Origin of the sequence: Paenibacillus sp. FSL P4-0184 (assembly GCF_038004625.1) — a bacterium.
In the GTDB taxonomy this organism is placed as follows: Bacteria; Bacillota; Bacilli; order Paenibacillales; family Paenibacillaceae; genus Paenibacillus_AQ.
The window spans coordinates 3615331-3634147 of the sequence record NZ_JBBORN010000001.1 but is presented as its reverse complement, the minus strand read 5'-3'; the positions used below and the strand labels follow the sequence as shown (position 1 = coordinate 3634147).

Here is an 18817-nt window from a genome sequence, read left to right as displayed (position 1 = left end):
CCCGTCCTATATATACAGATTACATGCTGACTTTGACCATAGCAGGACGAAGGACTTTATCTTTCAGGAGGTATCCCTTTTGGACCTCTTCCGTTACGATACCCTCTTCGTACTCCTCGCTCTCCACCTGCATAATAGCCTGATGGTATTCAGGATTAAAAGGCTGTCCTACTGTTTCCATAGCCGTAAGTCCCTCGGACTTCAATACCCCATCTAGCTGACGGAAAATCATATTAACACCCTTCACGAAAGCTTCGGATTCTGGGCTGCTAGGAGTAGTCACTAAAGCACGCTCAAAATTGTCCAGTACTGAAAGCAATTCAGTCACGAGCTTGGAGGTGGCATATTGAGCCAACTCTTCTTTCTCCTTCTGAGTACGACGACGGAAGTTATCGAAATCAGCCTGCGCACGCAGCGCACGTCCTTGATATTCATCAGCGAGATCCTGCAGACGTTTTACCTCCGAACCTGTGTCTGAAGCACCTTCACTAATTTCTTCTGCCGTAAATGAGTCGGTTTCCGAAGCTACATCAGCCTCAGGTTCCTCATTTATCAAATCATCTTTGAATTCATTAGCATCTTGAACTTGTTCCTTTTTCAAGTTGTCTTCACCTCCTTAAAATCATTCATTATAATCATTCACGTAATCAATGTTGACTCTGTTCACTTATACCAGTGTGCCAGCATCGCTGTCAAATCTCGGGATAAAATGCCCAAGATCCCCATCACTCTTGCATATTCCATTCGTGTCGGACCAAGGATACCAATGCTCCCCAGTGCCTGCCCATCAAGAGAATAAGTGGCGGTGATCAGACTGCAGTTAGCGAACGCTTCATGATTGTTCTCCGTCCCTATTCGGACCTGGATACCTGTTCCGCCTGTTGTAGGGGCCAGCATTTTGAGCAATGTAGGCGTCTCTTCCAGCAGATCAAGAATGCTTTTCACCTTGTCAACATCCTTGAACTCAGGCTGTGTAAGCATATTCGTCGCTCCACTAAGATAGATACGCTGCTCTTGATCACTTTCCAGCGCAATGTCTAGCACTTGCATTAATTCTTCATAATGTGAGATGTGACGCTGCATTTCCTCGCCAAGCTCGGAATACAGCCGAGTCTTCAGCTTATAGAGTGGTACATTGACCAGCTTACTATTCAGTAGGTTAACCACTTTCTCCATCTCGGAAACGGATATCTCCGGCGGAATGTTCACCGTACGGTTCTCAACTTGACCCGTACTTGTAACAATAATCGCTACAGCGGTTTTATCATCTAGTGGTAACAACTGAAAATGACGCAATGATGTATGAAAAACCTCCGGTCCCAGAAGGATGGAAGTGTAATTCGTCATATTGGAAAGAATCATCGCCGCATGTTGGATTACCTGCTCCATCGCATTCAGCTTCTCGGCAAAAAAAGCGCGGATCGTGCCCATCTCTGCCGTTTCGGCGGAATTCCACGGTACCAAATGATCCACATAATATCGGTATCCTTTATGGGAAGGTATTCTCCCCGCCGATGTATGAGGCTGCTCGAGATAACCCAAATCCTCTAGGTCAGCCATTTCATTTCGAATAGTTGCAGGGCTGTACCCTACATCACCCCGTTTAGAAATGCTGCGAGATCCTACTGGTTCTGCCGATGAAATATAATCATCTACAATTGCATTTAGTATCATTCTCTGGCGATCAGTTAACATGTTATCCCCTCCTACCCGGCTATTGGCTCCGATTCGTTAGCACTCGACTCAGATGAGTGCTAACCACTAATACAAAAATACCAAACTGACATTGACATTGTCAAGTCAGTTCAGCATCTTAAGTACTGCTATTTCATCGCAGGCATGCTGCTTTTTACAATTCACGCAATCTGTCCATACCTTTTCGGGAAAAATCTCTTTCTCGACAACTTCGAATCCGTTTCTAAGAAAGAAATCTACGGCGTAGGTTAGTGCCATGACCTTAGGGATTTTCTGGTTTCTGGCTTCCTCAACCAACTTCTCTAAAATCATTGAGCCTACACCTTTGCCCTTACCTTCGTCATTCAGACCGATCGAGCGAATCTCTACAAGATCATTCCCGAGTCTGAAGAGTGACCCACAGCCAACGAATCTGCCGCCAATTTCTGCAACAACGAATTGATCGATCTGGCGTGTCAGCGCCTGCCTGGAACGGGGCAACATGATCCCGCGCTGTGCGTATTCTTCTATCATCAGATACAACGGTTCAACATCTTCTATCACAGCATTTCTGCAAATCACCTGTGCGTCTCCTGCTGGAGACGAATGGCGGATCATTTCCGTCTTGGCAAGCACTTTAATTCACCCCTCTGTTGATAATATGAATAAATATACAACAGAGTGAATTACAATTCAAGGGGTATTTTAAAATTAAACTTCTGTCAGTGCGCCTACAAATTCCGCGAAAACATCGTTCCCGAAAAGGATCCCTTGCTTGCTGAGTCGGTAAGTCCCCTCTTCGTGCTCAAGTAGACCCGCATGCAGCATCTTATGCAAGGATTTCGCAAATACATCCTCTATCGAACGCCCAAATTGCGCTTGAAAAGCCTCATTAGAGACGCCTTCATGCATACGTAAGCCAACCATCATAAAGTCCTCCATCGCTTCTGCTTCAGTGATTGGGTATGCGTCTAATCGAGGCAACCCTTTACGTGTAGCTTCAACATAAGGATTTACACCCTTAACATTAATATGACGCTGGCGCCCAACATATCCATGTGCACCTGCTCCGAGACCATAATAATCTTCATTACGCCAGTAAGTGATATTGTGACGACTCTCCATACCTGGTTTTGCGAAGTTACTGATTTCGTATTGGTTATAGCCCGCTTCCTTCATAGATGACATCAACAAGAGGTACATTTGCAGTTCATCTTCTTCATTAGGAAGAGGAAGTTTGTTCTTATTAAATAGGGTGTGAAAAAGAGTGTTCTCCTCCACCTTCAAGCTGTAAATAGAATAGTGGGGTAAATCAAGCTCCAAGGCCTTACGAATACTTTCGCCCAGCATCTCTACAGTTTGGTTCGGCAAACCAAACATAAGGTCAACCGACAGGTTGTTAAGACCAACTGCACGAGCATTCTCCAAGCTGCGGTATACATCGTCAACATTATGAATCCGGCCAATGCCCGTCAGGAGTTCGTTCTGAAACGCCTGAACACCAAAGCTCACCCGATTCACGCCGCCTTCTTTCATAACCGTCAACTTATCTTTATCCGTAGTTCCCGGATTTGCTTCCATAGAGAACTCGATATCTTTATCCCAATTCGGGAAATGTGTGCGAACTGATTTTAGAAAATAAGCCATCTCATCGGGTTTCAGTACAGTTGGAGTACCTCCGCCGACAAAGATCGTTTTGATGACACCCGGTGGGGTGTTCTTAACGGTCTGCTCCATTTCTCGATCCAAGGCTTCGAGATAATCCATAACCGGCTGATCCTTGAGAACGTAGGAATTAAAATCACAATAAAAGCACTTATTGGTACAAAAAGGTATATGAATGTACACGGCCTCAGGGGGACGGCCATTAGTATTCGTAGTCATTAGCTGTCTCCTTTATATAAAAATATCGTTTGACTAGTGTAATCTAAAAAACAAGAAAAGGGAAGCCTGACGGCTTCCCTTCGAGGGGCGATCATTTATAAATGATCTCTATTTTAAAATACAAAAAAGTATAAGTTTTACGTTATCCTATATATTTTGTATTTCTCGCAGAAACGGATACCGTCCCTATAAGGACGGCTAAGCCGTTTCTTCTTAATATATCCGCATTTCCACGAGTTCTGCACGTTTTCCTCCGTTGGTTTCATGAACAACGATCCGAACAGCATCCGTAAGGACAGGCTTCTCTAAACGATGTACGTTCTTCCGGCGATGATTGTCTTTGACGCGGAACATGACTTGCCACACGCCATCAATGAGCAACTCTACATCGTAAGCCTTTACTAGTTCAGGAATCACTAGAAATGGCGTTTCATGGTGATGTAGGTTGATAAGATCCTCATTAACATCATCGTTAAAGGTAAAATGAATTTCAGAGACTGAAGCAGCATCCGGGAGACGCGCCTCTACCCACTCCGTTCTACCAGCAGTCATCGGCTCAGAAACCCAGCTATGTGGCCCTGCAAAAGGTCGAACATACCCGTCAGTGACTTTGGATGCAGCATATGCGGATGTTTCTACCGCAAAGCAGAAATGCCTGCGTACAAGCTGTTTCATGCTCCACTCCATCACCGGCTGGTCTGGCTGATGATCCTCCAGCGCTGAATCAACTACAGGTTTAACGCCTCTCTCAAATGTAATAACACCTGTGATTGGGGTTTCTGAAATATGCAATTGAATATGCTCATTAGCTCGAATAATAGCGAAGATATTACATTCGCCGATTGAACTCCACTGCTCCTCTTGTACCGGAACATCAATCCATTGCTGCTCTCCAGCTTGTACTATAACAACATCAACCTGTCTAGACTCTGCTGGAACATAATTTTCCTCACGCCCAGTCGTCCATAGCTCAACGGTCAGCTCTGACTGAGTACTTGCTGACACAAGCAGCTTCAACCCAAGGATATTTCCTTCAACCGGAAACAAAATTCCTACGTCATGAGAAAGCTCATAAGCTTCAGCTGGACGATCCAGTAATATGCCTTTCATCGTACTAGACGCAAGAATCTCACTATTTCTCGCGAGGTCTAGCGGATCTTCGTTGCGCAATCCAATAATCGAAGCATCTTGCTTTAACATCACCTGTTGCAATTCATGCATATGCTGCTTGCGAATTTCACGAGGGGTTACACCTTTGATGACGGATAATGCTGCACCTGCTCCAGCCGCTTCACCCATGATCGCACAGGTTGCCATGACGCGTGTTGTTCCAAAAGCCACATGAGATGCGCTGATATTCCGACCCGCGAAGAGTAGATTTCGCACATTCTTCGAATAGAGCGAACTAAATGGAATATGATAAATCCCATCCGCATGCAGATGTTTCGAGCCGCTCTCTTCTGCGTACATCCCTTGCGGTGGATGCAGATCAATCGACCATCCTCCGAATCCAATCCGGTCTTCAAATTCACGCTGCGCAAGAATATCATTTTGCGTTAAGATCGTATCGCCAACAAACCGTCTGTATTCACGTTTACCCGGAATTGAGCCAACCCACTCCAGCGTCATATTTTCGGCATCAAAATGACCTGAGTTTTTAATGTAATCCCAAATCCCATAAATAACAGAGGATAGCTCATCACGTATACGTTCATTCTCATCCACCGTATCAAGCTCACCGCCCCACTCAATCCACCAGTAGTGACAGCCTGAATCTCCACTCCGAATGACCCGACGGATCGGAATCGACGTTGTTGTAATATCCTTCGCGAACGATGGAGCAACATAACGTACCGGTTTTCCTGTATCCTGTGTATAAAACAATAATGTACTGCCTAATGTAATGTTATCAGGCACTTCAGGTGCCCATTCCTCATTAAATTCATGGCGGGCTTCACGTCCTAATCGGAAATCAGCTCCTGCCAGGAAGCCAACCAAACCATCGCCCGTGCAATCGATGAACGCCTCACTCTTGAACGTAATCAACCGCTCAGATCCCATCATCCAACCAATCACACTGCGAATCGTCCGATCCTCTGCCTCTCCTTCCGCTTCCACTTCGCGTACATCGGTATTTAGGAACAGGCTGATATTCGACTCTGCCTTCACGGCTTCGAGTAAGGTTAGATCCCATAAGTATGGATTTCCCTCCGGGTTCCGGTATTGATTCTCGATGAATAACTCACCCATAATGCCTGTCTCACGTGCATATCGATTTACACCATGTCCTGTTGCACCACATACCCATACCCGAACCTCTGAACTCGAGTTACCACCAAGTACAGGACGGTTCTGCACTAGTGCTACCTTTAACCCTAGGCGCGCTGCAGCGATCGCCGCGTTCATTCCTGCAAGTCCACCACCGACCACTGTTACATCGGATTTAACCGTTTCTGTTCTCATGTTAGTACTCCTCCTAAAGTTAGCCTTTCACAGCCGAACTTGAAATCCCTTGAATAATGTATTTCTGACCCACAAAGAAGATAATAATCATTGGAATAATCGCAGCCGATGAAGCAGCCATCATCCCGTTGTAGTCCACATTGTTCTCAAGAATAAAATTCTGCAATCCAAGCGGAATGGTATATAGTTTAGGGCTTTGCAAGAATACAAGCGCATTCTCATAATCATTCCATTGCCAGGAGAAATCGAGAATAGCAAACGTTGCTATTGCTGGCTTCGCTAATGGCAGAATTAAGCGGAAAAATATCTTATAATGCCCCGCCCCATCTAAAAAAGCAGATTCCGTAATTTCCTTGGGGATGCTCATAAAGAACTGCCGAAGCATAAATACACCGAAGATTGAGAACATGGCGGGTAGGATCAGCGCCCAATGCGTATTGTAAATTCCAACCCAGTTAAACATGATAAACTTTGGAACAAAAAGTACCTGAGGTGGAACCATCATCATAGATAGATATATGACAAATAGTCCATCTCGACCTTTGAACGAAGTACGTGAAAATCCGTAAGCGGCAAGGGCAGATAGAAACACCGCCCCCACAGTTCCAATAATCGAAATCTTAAGTGAATTTAAATAATACGGAACAAAATCATGACTTCCTGTCCACACCCGAATATGATTGCTCCAGTTGAGAGATGAAGGCAGCCATTTATTAAACACCTCGGCAGGTGTCTGAAAGGATGTACTGAGCATCCATAGGAAAGGCACAATCATAAATAGTCCTAGAACAAACATGATGATCGTTACTGGCAGTTTCACCTTCATGTTTCCTGCTTTTTCATTCATACCGCCTGCTCCTTTAAATTATGGTTTCGGGGCCCCCCGCAAAGCTTCACTTTGTGGGATCATTTAGTAATGAACCCAGCGCTTTTGGCCGATCCACTGAATGACTGTAATGACGAGAATGACGGCGAACAAGAACCATGAAATGGCTGAAGCGTATCCCATATCGTAATAACTGAATGCTGTTTTATAAACGAATAGTGATAAGACCGTCGTACTTCCGCTAGGACCTCCAGCCGTAATGGCTTGAATAATCGAGAACGATTTCATCGTCATAATTAATCCGGTAATCATTAATAAGAAAGTTGTGGGACTAACAAGAGGCCATACAATTTTCCATGTTGTTTTGAATGTGCTTGCACCATCGATCCGAGCAGCCTCCAGCTGTTCTGTCGAAATTTCCTGTAATGCAGCTAAATATATGATCATATTGTAGCCAAGCATCAGCCAGATTTGTACGATATCAATGGCATACATTGCGGTTTCCGTATCCGCAAACCATCCTGGCGGCGATGTTATGCCAATCCAGCGAAGCATTTCATTGATGGGTCCCTGTGAAGGCTGAAATAGCAGCATCCAAACAAATGCAACGGCTACTCCACTGGAGATATACGGTAGGAAGAACATTCCACGTAATACGCCTTTAAGATACACACTGCGGTTTAGAAATAGCGCTACAATAAATGCGAGCACCATCGATACTGGAACCGATATCAGGAATATCACCGTATATTTGATCGAGGCATAGAAATTATCGTCATGGAACAATCGTTTGAGATTATCCAGCCCGGTAAATTGCCAATTCGGATTTGAAAATTGATAATTCGTAAACATGAGGACAAAGGAATAGATTGCAGGAATAATAAAGAATAAGAGAATACCAATCATATTCGGAAGAATAAAGGTCATGCCGATCCAGCCTTGTCTGTCCATCCAGCTTCTCCGCTTCACGGTATCGCCGCCTTTCGTATGCTGAAAAATGGGTACACGAAAGAGAAGAACGAAGAAATCTTCCTCCTTCTCTTTTGTGCTAACTATTTCATTATTTCAATAACTCTTGCGAACGGGTTTGCATATTCTTCATCGTGGTTTCAATATCTTGCTTATTTAAGAAGTATTTTTCATACTCTTCTTTACGTGCATCAATGGCTTGTTGAGTTACATTTAGCTGGAAGGATGGAAATTTGCCGAATACAATTTTATTCATTGAATCTGTATCATATTTGTCTTCCACACCCTTCATGAGAAGGCTCATTGCTTCCTTACTATCTACACTCTTAGAGGCTGGAATACGCCCCCCGCTTGCCATTGGCAGCATACCGCCATCCGCATACCATTTTGCGAACTCCCAAGCTGCATCCAGGTTCTTGGATTTCGCATTAAGAGCAAGCATGTCACCCACACCGCCCGAATATTTATAATCCTTTTGATCTTTATTCACTTTTGGAATAGCGGCGAACGCGGTTTTGAAATCATGCGGATAGTCCTTCAAGTTGTTCGCATTTCGGAAAATAAACTCACCTGCTGCCAGCATTGCCGCTTTGCCTTGAAGGAACATGGTGTCAACCGGCATTTTACTGGTCAGTTGCTCGCCATATTCCGGTGTGGATTTGTCCACGAACATCATGTTATGCAATATTTCCAGGTGTTCTTTCCATAGATCATTCCCAAAGTTTGAAGTACCATCCGCCTGTTTCACACCCATTCCAGCAAGCGTACCGTCCATCGTTGTTGAGAAGGAGGAATCTGCCTGCAATAATCCGTACACACCAGGCTTCGTTAGCTTCTTCGCATACTCCTCAAGATCTGACCAGGTCCAGTCCACCGCAGGAATCGGTAATCCTGCTGCATCCAGCATATCTTTGTTCAACCATACAAACGCCATGTTTTTCTTTGTAGGAATCCCATAGTACTTATCATTGATTTTCCACATTGCTGCGTCCTCGCCGATCTGGCTGTCGATATCATAATCTGTTTTCGTGCTTAGATCCAAGGCAACGCCTGCATCCATACGTTTCTGTAAATGAGCAAGATCGTAGTTCATGAAAAGGTCTATGTTTTGATTGGTCATCAAGGCAGTATCCAGCTTTAAGTTTCCAGCATCGTCATTTACATTACGGATATACTCGACTTGAATGTCTGGATTATCTTTATTCCAGTTATCAATTACAGCTTGAGGCCCGGCTTCTGCAGGAACTGCCCCCCACATCGTAAGCTTTATTTTCTCCTTTGCTTTTTGTCCATTTGCACTGCCCTGCGCATCATTACTTCCACTAGTACCACAACCAGCCAGCATCGTACCTGCTAATAAGACAGAAAGCACTGCAGGATACCACTTTTTCTTCATCGATATCTTCCCCCTTGGAAGGATTATGTGTTGTGCTCTACGTCTATAACTTTATCATCAGAGCGGATTCTGGGGGATGAACTACATTTGGGAAACTATAGAACGTTTTTTGGTTCTTTGCGAAATTCATTTGGCGTGACGCCACACCACTTTTTGAAAATTTTAATAAAATAATTATCGTTCTCAAAGCCCACCTGCTGCCCAATCTCACTAATCGTTAGCTTCGTCTCTGCAAGCAGCATTTTTCCAGCCTGAATACGCCGCTCTTGAATATAATTCGTCAACGTTTTCCCTGTCTTTTTCTTGAATAAGTCACTTATATAGCTGGCATCCATTCGTATCAACTCTGACATGGATTTGAGCGAGATGTCCTCAGAATAATGCTCTTCAATATAAGCAATTATTTTGTTCATCTCCACATGATCTGTCGGTCCCGTTTGTTGCTTCTCAGGAAACCATTTATCGGCTTTTTTCATCTTCACCATTCGCTCCAGCTCGGCATGAACCTTATCCATGGTCTGCTTCAAACCTTGGAGATCTAAAGATAGCTTCAGAATGTAGTCCGAAGCTCCAAATACGAGCGCTTGCCGAGCGTATTCAAATTCACTCAATGCGGTCAACATTACAAATCGGCAGTCGAAGCCTTCCTCTCGCGCAACTTGAAGGAGCTTCACCCCATCCATCACTGGCATATTGATATCCGTCACTACCACATCTGGATGTAGCTCACGAATCATTTGCAAGCCTACTTCTCCATTCTCCGCCTCACCTATAATTTCAAACGGGATTCCAGCCTTTAAGAATAGCTTCCGTATACTTTTAACCGCGGGTTGTTCATCATCCACAATTAACGTTCTCCACATGTGAGCTTACCTCCATCGTAAGGTTTTGAAATAAGAAGTGGAAAATGGATAATCACTTCAGTTCCTGTGTCTGATGATACAATGTCCATGCCTGTCCGTTGATTCTTGAACAACAGCTCTAAGCTCTCCCTAATATTCTGAACACCGATTCCTTTTCGTTTCCGTGCAGCCTTATTCAGCTGTGCTCTATCTATCCCCATGCCGTTATCTTTAACCTGCAGATATAGTTGCTGTCCAGTCACCTTAGCGGAAATATCAATTCTCCCTTGTTTCACAGACTGACCGAAGCCGTGAATCAAGCTATTTTCAATTAAGGGCTGAAGACAGAATTTAGGGATTAATGCGTATTGTAGTTCCTCGGTGATATCATATTGAATCTCAATCCCATGTCCGAAGCGTTGCCGCTGAATCTCCATGTAAGATTCAATTAGTACGATCTCATCCTTTAACAGAATCAAATCCACTTCCGTATTTAAGGTTGTTTCCAATATTTTGCCTAGTGCAACACAAATTTCATAAATTTCATCATCATCTTTATCTAAGGCGATGCTCTTTATCGTATTCAATGTATTTAGTAGGAAATGTGGATTCATCTGCGAGAGCAACACCTGAAATCGAACGAATTGCTTCTGTTTTTCTTCAAGCTGAAGACGCTGCAACAGCTCATTTAAATCATGGATCATTATATTGAAACTCTGAGTCAGTGCAAGAATCTCTCCCCGCCCTTGTTCGGGTAATTTCATTTTGAGATTCGTTTTAGCGGTCATCTCCATCTTCTTCTGCAGCTTCTTTAGCGGCACTGTAATCGTCGATGATATAAAATAAGTTAATAGAACAAATAGCAGTAGTATGACTCCAAATACAGCAAAAAATCGTTGCTTCTGCTTATACACCTCAAGAAATAACTGTGCTAGCTGTACCTTTTTAACGACATAACCATTCAACTCTTCGATGTAGCTGTATGTGTATAAGCTTTTCTCCTTCGGATCGATGATGGATGCAGCACGCTCTGTCTGCCGCTGGTGGTCACTCTTCACAATACTCTGCGCAATATCCGGAGAAAAGGTCTTATCCTTATCCGGGTTAAGCATCATTCTCCCTGAGGCATCGAGCAGAAAAAAAGACCCTTCCTGTTTACTCCCTAACGTTGATCTAATAAACCACTCCTCATAATCGATACTTAGTCTTGCATAGGCATAAATGTTAAAACCATTATCACGCATAACCTCATAGAGGCTAAGCATTTTCTTACTTGTCGTACTTTCCCGGACCACATTATTCTTGTCATTCGGATTCCATATATATCGATTCGCTCCTTCTCGCTTCAATGCTTGAACCCAATCCTCCGATTGGATTTCGTCGTAGCTCAAGGTTTCCCTCGGCATAAAGGAAGTGTATGCGTTTCCATGAAGGTCGATTAAAGTATAATACACCGTCGCTCCACTCATGAAGAATGTATTTTCAATCGCTCCAAACTTGTTTTCAACGAGTTTTTTTCTCGTGATTTCATCCGATTGCTCGGGATTCTTCATTATCGATAAAATCGTTGTATCTTGTTCAAGTAATGACCCTGTTTTCATCACGAGACTCATGAGATCAACAAAACCATTCTTAATCCCAATAAGCTGCTCTATGTTCTTCGTTTCCGCATTATCCTGAAGCATTTGTTCTGTCTCTTTGAAGTTATACAGAACGAGCATGGCAATGGGTGTTAGTACCAACAGTAAGAAAGCTAACAAAATCCGATTCTTAAAGGTACTTGGCGTAAGTTTCAAATATAATCGTTTCAAAAGAGGACTCCCCTTACAGTGTATGTGCTTACAATCCTTCCACCCTATTGTAATCTTCTCCTGCGCAAAAAAATAGAGCCGGGATATTCTCCCGGCTCTACCTAATTTCTACTCGTCGATCTTCAGTACTGCCATGAATGCTTCTTGTGGTACCTCTACGCTACCTACTTGCTTCATGCGTTTCTTACCTTCTTTTTGTTTCTCTAGCAGCTTCCGCTTACGCGAAATATCACCGCCGTAACATTTTGCAAGTACGTTTTTGCGCATCGCCTTAACGGTTTCACGCGCAACCACCTTCGTACCCACAGAGGCTTGAATCGGCACTTCGAACATTTGACGAGGGATAATCCCACGTAGTTTCTCACAAATGATACGACCGCGGTTGTATGCACGATCACGGTGAACGATAAAGGACAAGGCATCGACCTGCTCATTGTTAAGCAAGATATCCATCTTGACCAGATTCGAACGACGGTATCCGCAAATTTCATAGTCGTAAGAAGCATATCCTTTCGTACCGGATTTCAACTGATCAAAGAAATCATAAACGATCTCTGACAGCGGAATCTCGTACGTAATCGTTACACGATTAGTATCTAGATATTCCATATTTACGAACTCGCCGCGTTTGTTCTGGCACAGCTCCATTACAGTACCTACGAAGTCGTTAGGCACAATGATCGCTGCTTTAACATATGGCTCTTCAATGTAGTCAATCGTTCCGATTTCCGGATAATGTGACGGGTTGTCGATTTGAATCATTTCGCCATTGGTCAGCATAATTCGATAAATAACACTCGGTGCTGTTGTAATTAGCGGCAAATTGAACTCGCGCTCAATCCGCTCTTGAATGATCTCCATATGCAAGAGTCCAAGGAATCCGCAACGGAAACCAAATCCAAGCGCGCTCGAGCTTTCCGGCTCAAAGCTTAGTGAAGCATCATTAAGCTGGAGCTTCTCCAATGCCTCACGAAGATCGTTATAATCGGAGGTCTCAATCGGATACAAACCGCAATATACCATCGGGTTGATCTTACGGTAACCTGGAAGCGGCTCAGCAGTAGGATTCTTTGCGTCAGTGACAGTATCACCGACACGGGTATCTCCAACATGCTTGATCCCAGCTACGATAAATCCAACATCCCCGATGTTCAATTCATCGACAATGGTCATACGCGGCATAAATGCGCCAACTTCAATGACCTCGAAGGTCTTCTCAGTTGCCATCATCTTAATCTTCGATCCCGCACGGATCTTACCGTCCATTACGCGCACATAAACGATAACGCCTTTGTAAGGATCGTAATGAGAGTCAAAAATCAACGCTTTAAGCGGCTCTTCTGAATTACCGGATGGCGCAGGAACCTGCTTCACCACCTGCTCCAGAATTTCCTTGATTCCGATACCGGCTTTGGCAGATGCCATAACCGCTTCACTGGTATCCAGCCCGATAACATCCTCAATCTCCTGCTTTACCCGGTCAGGGTCAGCATTTGGCAAGTCAATTTTGTTAAGCACAGGTAGAATTTCAAGGTTATTATCCAGTGCTAAATACACATTGGCCAGTGTCTGCGCTTCAATTCCTTGAGCCGCATCCACAACCAGCAGTGCGCCTTCACATGCTGCAAGACTGCGGGAAACCTCATAGGTGAAATCGACGTGTCCCGGTGTATCAATCAAATTGAGATAATACTCTACACCATCGTCTGCACGATAGGTTAAACGCACGGCTTGCAGCTTTATTGTGATACCACGTTCGCGCTCCAGATCCATCTGATCGAGTACCTGTTCCTGCATTTCACGCGTGGTTAGTGCCCCCGTGTATTCCAAAATGCGGTCAGCTAGTGTCGATTTACCATGGTCTATATGTGCAATAATCGAGAAATTGCGAATTTGTTGTTGTCTTTTCTGAACGTCAGTCATTCCTTACCCCCACAGACAGCCTGATATTAATCCACTTATTATAACAGTACAAGCTTACTCCATCAATCCCGCCCTTACGTAAAACAGAAGAAACAGCTATTCACGTACCCGTGAAATAACTGTTTCTCCTGAAATCATTGTGATTCTTCCGCCGAATCGAACAATGAGACTACCCAGCGTATGCCCTTCTGAGAAGCTTGCTGCAGAAGGCCTGCCGTTTTATCCGCTATCACATCGACTGTCGGCTTTTGTTCCTCAGGAATCAGAATCTGCTCTGGAGTTTTCGTATTATACCCATCTACCACCTTCTGAGGAAGATCTGTAGTTGGCGCAGGATTGCTATTCTGAGGCAATGGAGAAACAGGCGTATATGCACCTGTGATAGGGTCGATCACCATCGGAACATACACATAAGTCTGCCCACCTTGTGTAACCCCATTCTTAATCGGCTGTGATTGCATGCCCGTCACTTGACTGGTTGGCGTAGTCGATAGGTCGGTCCAGCCTGGCAACAGCTTAGAGACAGTCGCCCCTCCGTTGCCGCTGAACTGCATACCTAACAGTATGCCGACCCCTGCCCAAATACCGACCATAACCAGTTTTTTACCGAAACGAGACATGTAAGCCACTCCTTTTTAAATTCTTGGTAATAAGGCTGTTTATTCTAATTAAATTTCTATAGCTTAAGAAGCTCCGTTCGACTTTTGAGGTGCTGTAGCATTGGTTTGTCCCTTGCTCTCTTGGGTTGTGGGATTCTTCGCCTTGCCAGCTGCGTTTACCTTCTCCGAGTCATGACTGCTCCAATACACATCCGCAATAGCATCTGCCAAGATATCAGCCGTACGTTTTAATTCCTCTGCTGTATTATCAATACCGCCCACTTCAATCAAGACACTATTAGGTGAGAGGGTTTGGTTGTACTCCCCGTTGTTTCCTTTACCCGCAGCTTTTCCCCATATTCCGCGAGATATTCCTGGGTAACTCTTTTCAATCGTTTGATGAATCTTGTTCGCAAACTCTTCGTTCTTCTTCCAATCTTTATTCGCATGTCCGATAATAAAATACACCTGAGCGTAACTTTTCCCATCAATCACTGCAGTTGTTTTGCCATGACGCTGTGAGTCGCGGTGAATGTCGATAAGTTCACTCATTTCTTGGTTTGAGCTCATTGCAGATTTAACCAACATTCGAGAGTATTTGTAAGAAAAATTCCAGTTATAGTCGGCAATTTTTGTTAGAAAATCTTCTTTGGCATGAACTGTACCAATCCCGCGTTGTTCCAATCTTTTCGTAATATATGATCCTACCAGCATTACATTTTTAGTTGAAACCGCAGAGCTTGGATTTTCGTTCGCTACTCCTAGTAGAGGGTTATAGGCCTCCCGAGGATGTGAATGATAGATAAGGATCCGTTTAACTGAGGTGTCCTTGGTATTATCTGTCTCGCTTTGCGGATCACTCTTATCCATACCTCCCGCAGCTCCTGATGGCTCAGGAGACGGAGCTATTGTCGCTTCAGGCTGCTGTGCTGGAGTATCTTCGGGCTTGTCCACTTCGTTTGGAACCGATGGATCAACCTCTTCCCCTCCACCCTCAGCCAGTTCATCCGTTCCCGGATGATAATCAACAGGAGCTCCTGTAGAGCCACCCGAGCCTTTTCGTAAAAGAAATGGATCATCCGCTGCCAAGCCTGGCACTTCACGAGAAACTAGACTCTTCGGATCACTTGGATTCACACTGGTCAGCAATTGAAATACAAAGGAAGTTACTTTTTCACCTGAAAAAGCGGAAGGCTCTTTCCCTTGCGGTAAATGGGGGACCTCCATCCCCAACAGCTCCATGAAAAATCCACTCGATAGGGAGGCCGCAAGCCCCTTCATAGATGGAATGGGTGAAGAGTTCAACTTCTGTCCGGCCAATCCACCAGCGCCAAGCAGCATAAAAAATACTAGCGAACCTCCGGCCAACAGCAGCATCGTTCTTCCCAGCGATAAAGCATCCAGCACTCTTCCACGTAAACGGCCGATGTTCCAAAGCTGAAACCATTTTTTATTCATTATATTTATGTCCTCCTCCAGCCCTCTGTAATCTCTTATACTCCAAATCTATGAGCGAAAGAGAAATAGTAGAACCGTAAATGAGAGAATAGACATAGAGTCCGGCGAGATACTGTACATCAGCATCCCGCCGGACTTGTGCTAGCTATAATTCAATTAGTGGGTATAAGCGCCGACATTCTCAGGATCGACCGCATCATGCAGGGCCGCGTTCAGACCACTGGCTACAATATTGGCGATGCCTTCAATAAATTCATCGATTTCCTTCGGTGTAACGATCAAATCATGTCCTAGTGGCTCAAGTACTTCCTTCACTAATGACAATCGTTCCTGCTCAGAAATATCGTCTAGCATCCCCATAATTTCCTTAGTGTGACCAGCTCCTTGTCCGAAATGATTCTTCATCATCTCCAGTACATTATTTACAATGGTCGAAGCATAGCAAACTGTAGGAACACCGATAGCAATACAAGGAACACCCAGAATTTCCTGCGTCAATCCACGTCGTTTATTACCAATCCCCGAACCGGGGTGGATACCGATGTCGGCAATTTGAATCGTCGTATTGATCCGTTCAAGCGAACGGGATGCCAGCGCATCAATAGCAATAATAAGATCTGGCTTTGTACGATCCACGATCCCCTGTACAACCTCACTCGACTCGATACCCGTCAACCCTAACACCCCGGGAGCAATAGCACTTACCTTACGGTAGCCTGGAGAGACCTGATCCGGCACGAGCTCATAAAATTGCCGAGTAATGAGCGCATTCTCCACCACCAGCGGCCCCAATGAATCTGGAGTCACATTCCAGTTACCGAGTCCAACGATCAGTACAGATGCATCCTTACCAATCCCAATCCTAGTCAGGAAGTCCTCGAATTCGCGAGCAAAGACTTCAGCTACTTTTTGCTGCAAGCCAGTATCTCCATTGCGCAATGCTGGTACCTCAAGCGTGACATAATTCCCAATCGCGCGACCTATCGCCTGTGATCCGGCAGCGTTAGCCACACCAAGCCGGGTAACTTTTATCCCATCAGACTCTTCCACTTCTTCGTTTACACCAGGGATTGGCGTCCTTTGTGGCCCTTGAGCCATTTCCTTTGCCTCTAACGCCAAGTCCGTGCGTACCGAATATAGCTGCAGATCCGGTTCCATTGTTCCAGCCTCCTAAAAGTTTTGTGAGTAGACACTTCCTTGAGTTACTTCTAACAAAAACTCAAATTGCAAGCTTCTGCCTATGCTCTTTTGTCGATAGTGTGCGAGAGAAAGCCCTTGTTTATGCAGGTTAAAATGGTTTAATTTGAAAGCTTTAAGTATTGCTTTTTACTACCGGTCATGCTAAACTATTTTAAGTTGTGAATCATTTGATAATGATTTCGAATGTCTTACAGGAGGTGAATGCAATGCCAAATATTAAATCCGCGGTTAAACGCGTAAACACGAACGAAAAACGCCGTGCACTGAACGCTTCCCAAAAATCCGCGCTTCGTACAGCTGTGAAAACTGCTGATGTAGCACTGACAGGTACGGAAGTTGAAACTGCTCAAGCTGCTTTCCAAGCTGCTTCCAAAAAGCTGGACAAGGCCGTAACTAAAGGTCTGGTTCATAAAAATGCGGCTGCCCGCAAAAAATCCCGCTTGGCGAAGAAATTGAACGCTCTTAAGGCTCAAGCCTAGGACGACATTCATAATGAGCAATTGAAGAACCTGACCGCTATGTTTCATACGGTTGGGTTTTTTTGTGTCTACTATTCTATAAATATAAGTAATAGTTTCCTTTAGACGTTAGTTGAATGAAAAAAAACCACCTTAGGAAGGTAGTTTTCTTAAATGATCAACTTTTCTCTTTTGAATAAGTTACTTTTATTCCGATTAGGCATTTTTCATAGATGGATCATCTCCATATACTTTTTCCACTGCTTAGTTCAAGTACCTAGCCGCAACATAAACAATTCCAGACCAAGCACTTTATCTATAGCTCCTGTCTTCATCTTATAATCCAGATCAGCTAGTGCACTTAAAATTTGCCGCAGACGTTCACTTGAGAACTTGTGGGCCTGCTCCCCTGCAAGCTTTACTGCATAAGGATGAAGTCCAATTTGAGAGGCAATCTGACCTTGCGAATAACTATGTGCTGATAAATCCTTCACCTGTAAAATAATTCGGAACTGCCGCGCAACCAGCGCAGCAATCTTAATGGGTTCTTCCCGCTGCTTCAACAGCTCATACAGCGTATCAAGCGCCTTATCTAGACGCAGATTAGCGATATCCTCTACAAGCGTAAACACATTTTGTTCCGTTCCGCGATGCACCAGACTCTCTACTGCCTCTGCGTCTACGGTTCCGCCCTTACCAGCGAACAAACATAGCTTGTCCATTTCCGCGGATAAGCCCTGCAAACCTGTCCCGGCATTAGTGATAAGAATCTCTGCGGTGCCAGGTGCCATCGTACAACCCCGCTCACGAATCCCTTTCTCTACCCAGCGTAGCAGCTCTTCTGCCCCTAGCGGGTTGAAAGCTAATACCGTACCCGCCGTTTTAACAGTCTTCACAATTTTCTTACGCTCGTCCAGCTTGTCACTATTCACCATAAAGACGATCACACTGAAATCTACAGGATGCTGCAAATAATCACTTAAAATATCTATACGATGCTCAAGTTTGGCATTTTCTTTTCCCGCTGTAAATAACGATGCGTCCCGCACCAGCAATAATTTACGCTCTACCATAAAAGGTACAGTCTCAGCTTCTTCTACCACAGCCTGCACCGGCGTCTCAGAGAGATCAAAGGGAATAACCGCAAAATCGCGATCCTCTTTGGCAATCAGCTGGTCTTCCAGCAATGCCGCGAATTCATTCATTCGAAATTTTTCACTGCCGTACAAAAGGTACAGCGGTGAGATTTTCCCTTGTTTGATTTCTTTTATCGCCGTTTTGGCATCCATTCCGCCACTTCCTTTTCCATTCATC

The 18817-nt window shown here is 44.4% G+C and carries 16 protein-coding genes; 1 reads left to right on the top strand and 15 read right to left on the bottom strand.

What is annotated here, in order from left to right; genetic code table 11:
• Positions 1-19 precede the first annotated feature (19 nt).
• The 14 genes from grpE to gpr all read right to left on the bottom strand — a co-directional run bounded on the left by grpE (position 20) and on the right by gpr (position 17003).
• The gene (grpE, locus tag MKY52_RS15860) at positions 20-601 is read right to left on the bottom strand and encodes a nucleotide exchange factor GrpE (RefSeq protein ID WP_149647632.1); all 582 of its coding nucleotides are present in this window, start codon (positions 599-601) and stop codon (positions 20-22) included.
• A 62-nt stretch (positions 602-663) separates the two neighbouring features.
• A complete protein-coding gene (hrcA, locus tag MKY52_RS15855) occupies positions 664-1695 on the bottom strand; it encodes a heat-inducible transcriptional repressor HrcA (RefSeq protein ID WP_042191003.1) in 1032 nt (343 codons plus the stop codon).
• A gap of 105 nt (positions 1696-1800) precedes the next feature.
• Positions 1801-2292, bottom strand: coding sequence for an N-acetyltransferase (locus MKY52_RS15850; protein WP_042194380.1), 492 nt, complete (start codon positions 2290-2292; stop codon positions 1801-1803).
• A 93-nt stretch (positions 2293-2385) separates the two neighbouring features.
• Positions 2386-3558 (bottom strand): radical SAM family heme chaperone HemW, encoded by a 1173-nt coding sequence (gene hemW, locus MKY52_RS15845; protein WP_341052229.1) that lies wholly within the window; start codon positions 3556-3558, stop codon positions 2386-2388.
• Positions 3559-3771: 213 nt separating this feature from the next.
• Entirely contained in the window at positions 3772-6021 is a 2250-nt protein-coding gene (locus MKY52_RS15840) for an FAD-dependent oxidoreductase (protein WP_341052227.1), read from the bottom strand.
• Between the two features lie 19 nt (positions 6022-6040).
• Positions 6041-6868: a carbohydrate ABC transporter permease gene (locus MKY52_RS15835; protein WP_076284811.1), complete on the bottom strand. Its 828-nt coding sequence runs from the start codon at positions 6866-6868 to the stop codon at positions 6041-6043.
• A 63-nt stretch (positions 6869-6931) separates the two neighbouring features.
• Positions 6932-7816 carry a carbohydrate ABC transporter permease gene (locus MKY52_RS15830; RefSeq protein ID WP_231573337.1) on the bottom strand — a complete coding sequence of 295 codons (885 nt, stop codon included), beginning with the start codon at positions 7814-7816 and terminating at the stop codon, positions 6932-6934.
• 91 nt (positions 7817-7907) lie between these two features.
• On the bottom strand, positions 7908-9212 hold the full coding sequence (locus tag MKY52_RS15825; protein WP_341052225.1) for an ABC transporter substrate-binding protein: 1305 nt from the start codon (positions 9210-9212) through the stop codon (positions 7908-7910).
• Positions 9213-9307: 95 nt separating this feature from the next.
• Positions 9308-10075: a response regulator transcription factor gene (locus tag MKY52_RS15820; RefSeq protein ID WP_149647635.1), complete on the bottom strand. Its 768-nt coding sequence runs from the start codon at positions 10073-10075 to the stop codon at positions 9308-9310.
• Entirely contained in the window at positions 10060-11865 is a 1806-nt protein-coding gene (locus MKY52_RS15815; RefSeq protein WP_341052222.1) for a sensor histidine kinase, read from the bottom strand. The genes MKY52_RS15820 and MKY52_RS15815 overlap by 16 nt, the downstream gene beginning before the upstream one ends.
• 108 nt (positions 11866-11973) lie before the next feature.
• Positions 11974-13788, bottom strand: a complete 1815-nt coding sequence (gene lepA, locus MKY52_RS15810) for a translation elongation factor 4 (protein ID WP_036677511.1) — start codon at positions 13786-13788, stop codon at positions 11974-11976.
• Positions 13789-13922: 134 nt separating this feature from the next.
• Positions 13923-14408 (bottom strand): hypothetical protein, encoded by a 486-nt coding sequence (locus tag MKY52_RS15805; RefSeq protein ID WP_341052221.1) that lies wholly within the window; start codon positions 14406-14408, stop codon positions 13923-13925.
• A gap of 63 nt (positions 14409-14471) precedes the next feature.
• Positions 14472-15845, bottom strand: a complete 1374-nt coding sequence (locus MKY52_RS15800; protein ID WP_341052219.1) for a stage II sporulation protein P — start codon at positions 15843-15845, stop codon at positions 14472-14474.
• A 156-nt stretch (positions 15846-16001) separates the two neighbouring features.
• Positions 16002-17003 carry a GPR endopeptidase gene (gpr, locus tag MKY52_RS15795; RefSeq protein ID WP_042191024.1) on the bottom strand — a complete coding sequence of 334 codons (1002 nt, stop codon included), beginning with the start codon at positions 17001-17003 and terminating at the stop codon, positions 16002-16004.
• A gap of 248 nt (positions 17004-17251) precedes the next feature.
• On the opposite strand from gpr, the gene rpsT reads away from it, so the two are divergent.
• Entirely contained in the window at positions 17252-17524 is a 273-nt protein-coding gene (gene rpsT / locus MKY52_RS15790; protein WP_042130412.1) for a 30S ribosomal protein S20, read from the top strand.
• A gap of 248 nt (positions 17525-17772) precedes the next feature.
• Here rpsT and holA read toward each other — a convergent pair whose 3' ends face one another.
• Positions 17773-18792 carry a DNA polymerase III subunit delta gene (gene holA, locus MKY52_RS15785; protein WP_042191027.1) on the bottom strand — a complete coding sequence of 340 codons (1020 nt, stop codon included), beginning with the start codon at positions 18790-18792 and terminating at the stop codon, positions 17773-17775.
• Between the last annotated feature and the right edge of the window lie 25 nt (positions 18793-18817).

Coding starts and splice junctions, on each gene's coding strand:
- hrcA (WP_042191003.1), bottom strand. CDS start 1,695: ATGTTAACTGATCGCCAGAGAATGATACTAAATGCAATTGTAGATGAT.
- MKY52_RS15850 (WP_042194380.1), bottom strand. CDS start 2,292: ATGATCCGCCATTCGTCTCCAGCAGGAGACGCACAGGTGATTTGCAGA.
- rpsT (WP_042130412.1), top strand. CDS start 17,252: ATGCCAAATATTAAATCCGCGGTTAAACGCGTAAACACGAACGAAAAA.
- gpr (WP_042191024.1), bottom strand. CDS start 17,003: ATGGAACCGGATCTGCAGCTATATTCGGTACGCACGGACTTGGCGTTA.
- MKY52_RS15835 (WP_076284811.1), bottom strand. CDS start 6,868: ATGAATGAAAAAGCAGGAAACATGAAGGTGAAACTGCCAGTAACGATC.
- lepA (WP_036677511.1), bottom strand. CDS start 13,788: ATGACTGACGTTCAGAAAAGACAACAACAAATTCGCAATTTCTCGATT.
- holA (WP_042191027.1), bottom strand. CDS start 18,792: ATGGATGCCAAAACGGCGATAAAAGAAATCAAACAAGGGAAAATCTCA.
- MKY52_RS15840 (WP_341052227.1), bottom strand. CDS start 6,021: ATGAGAACAGAAACGGTTAAATCCGATGTAACAGTGGTCGGTGGTGGA.
- MKY52_RS15825 (WP_341052225.1), bottom strand. CDS start 9,212: ATGAAGAAAAAGTGGTATCCTGCAGTGCTTTCTGTCTTATTAGCAGGT.
- MKY52_RS15800 (WP_341052219.1), bottom strand. CDS start 15,845: ATGAATAAAAAATGGTTTCAGCTTTGGAACATCGGCCGTTTACGTGGA.
- MKY52_RS15805 (WP_341052221.1), bottom strand. CDS start 14,408: ATGTCTCGTTTCGGTAAAAAACTGGTTATGGTCGGTATTTGGGCAGGG.
- hemW (WP_341052229.1), bottom strand. CDS start 3,558: ATGACTACGAATACTAATGGCCGTCCCCCTGAGGCCGTGTACATTCAT.
- MKY52_RS15820 (WP_149647635.1), bottom strand. CDS start 10,075: ATGTGGAGAACGTTAATTGTGGATGATGAACAACCCGCGGTTAAAAGT.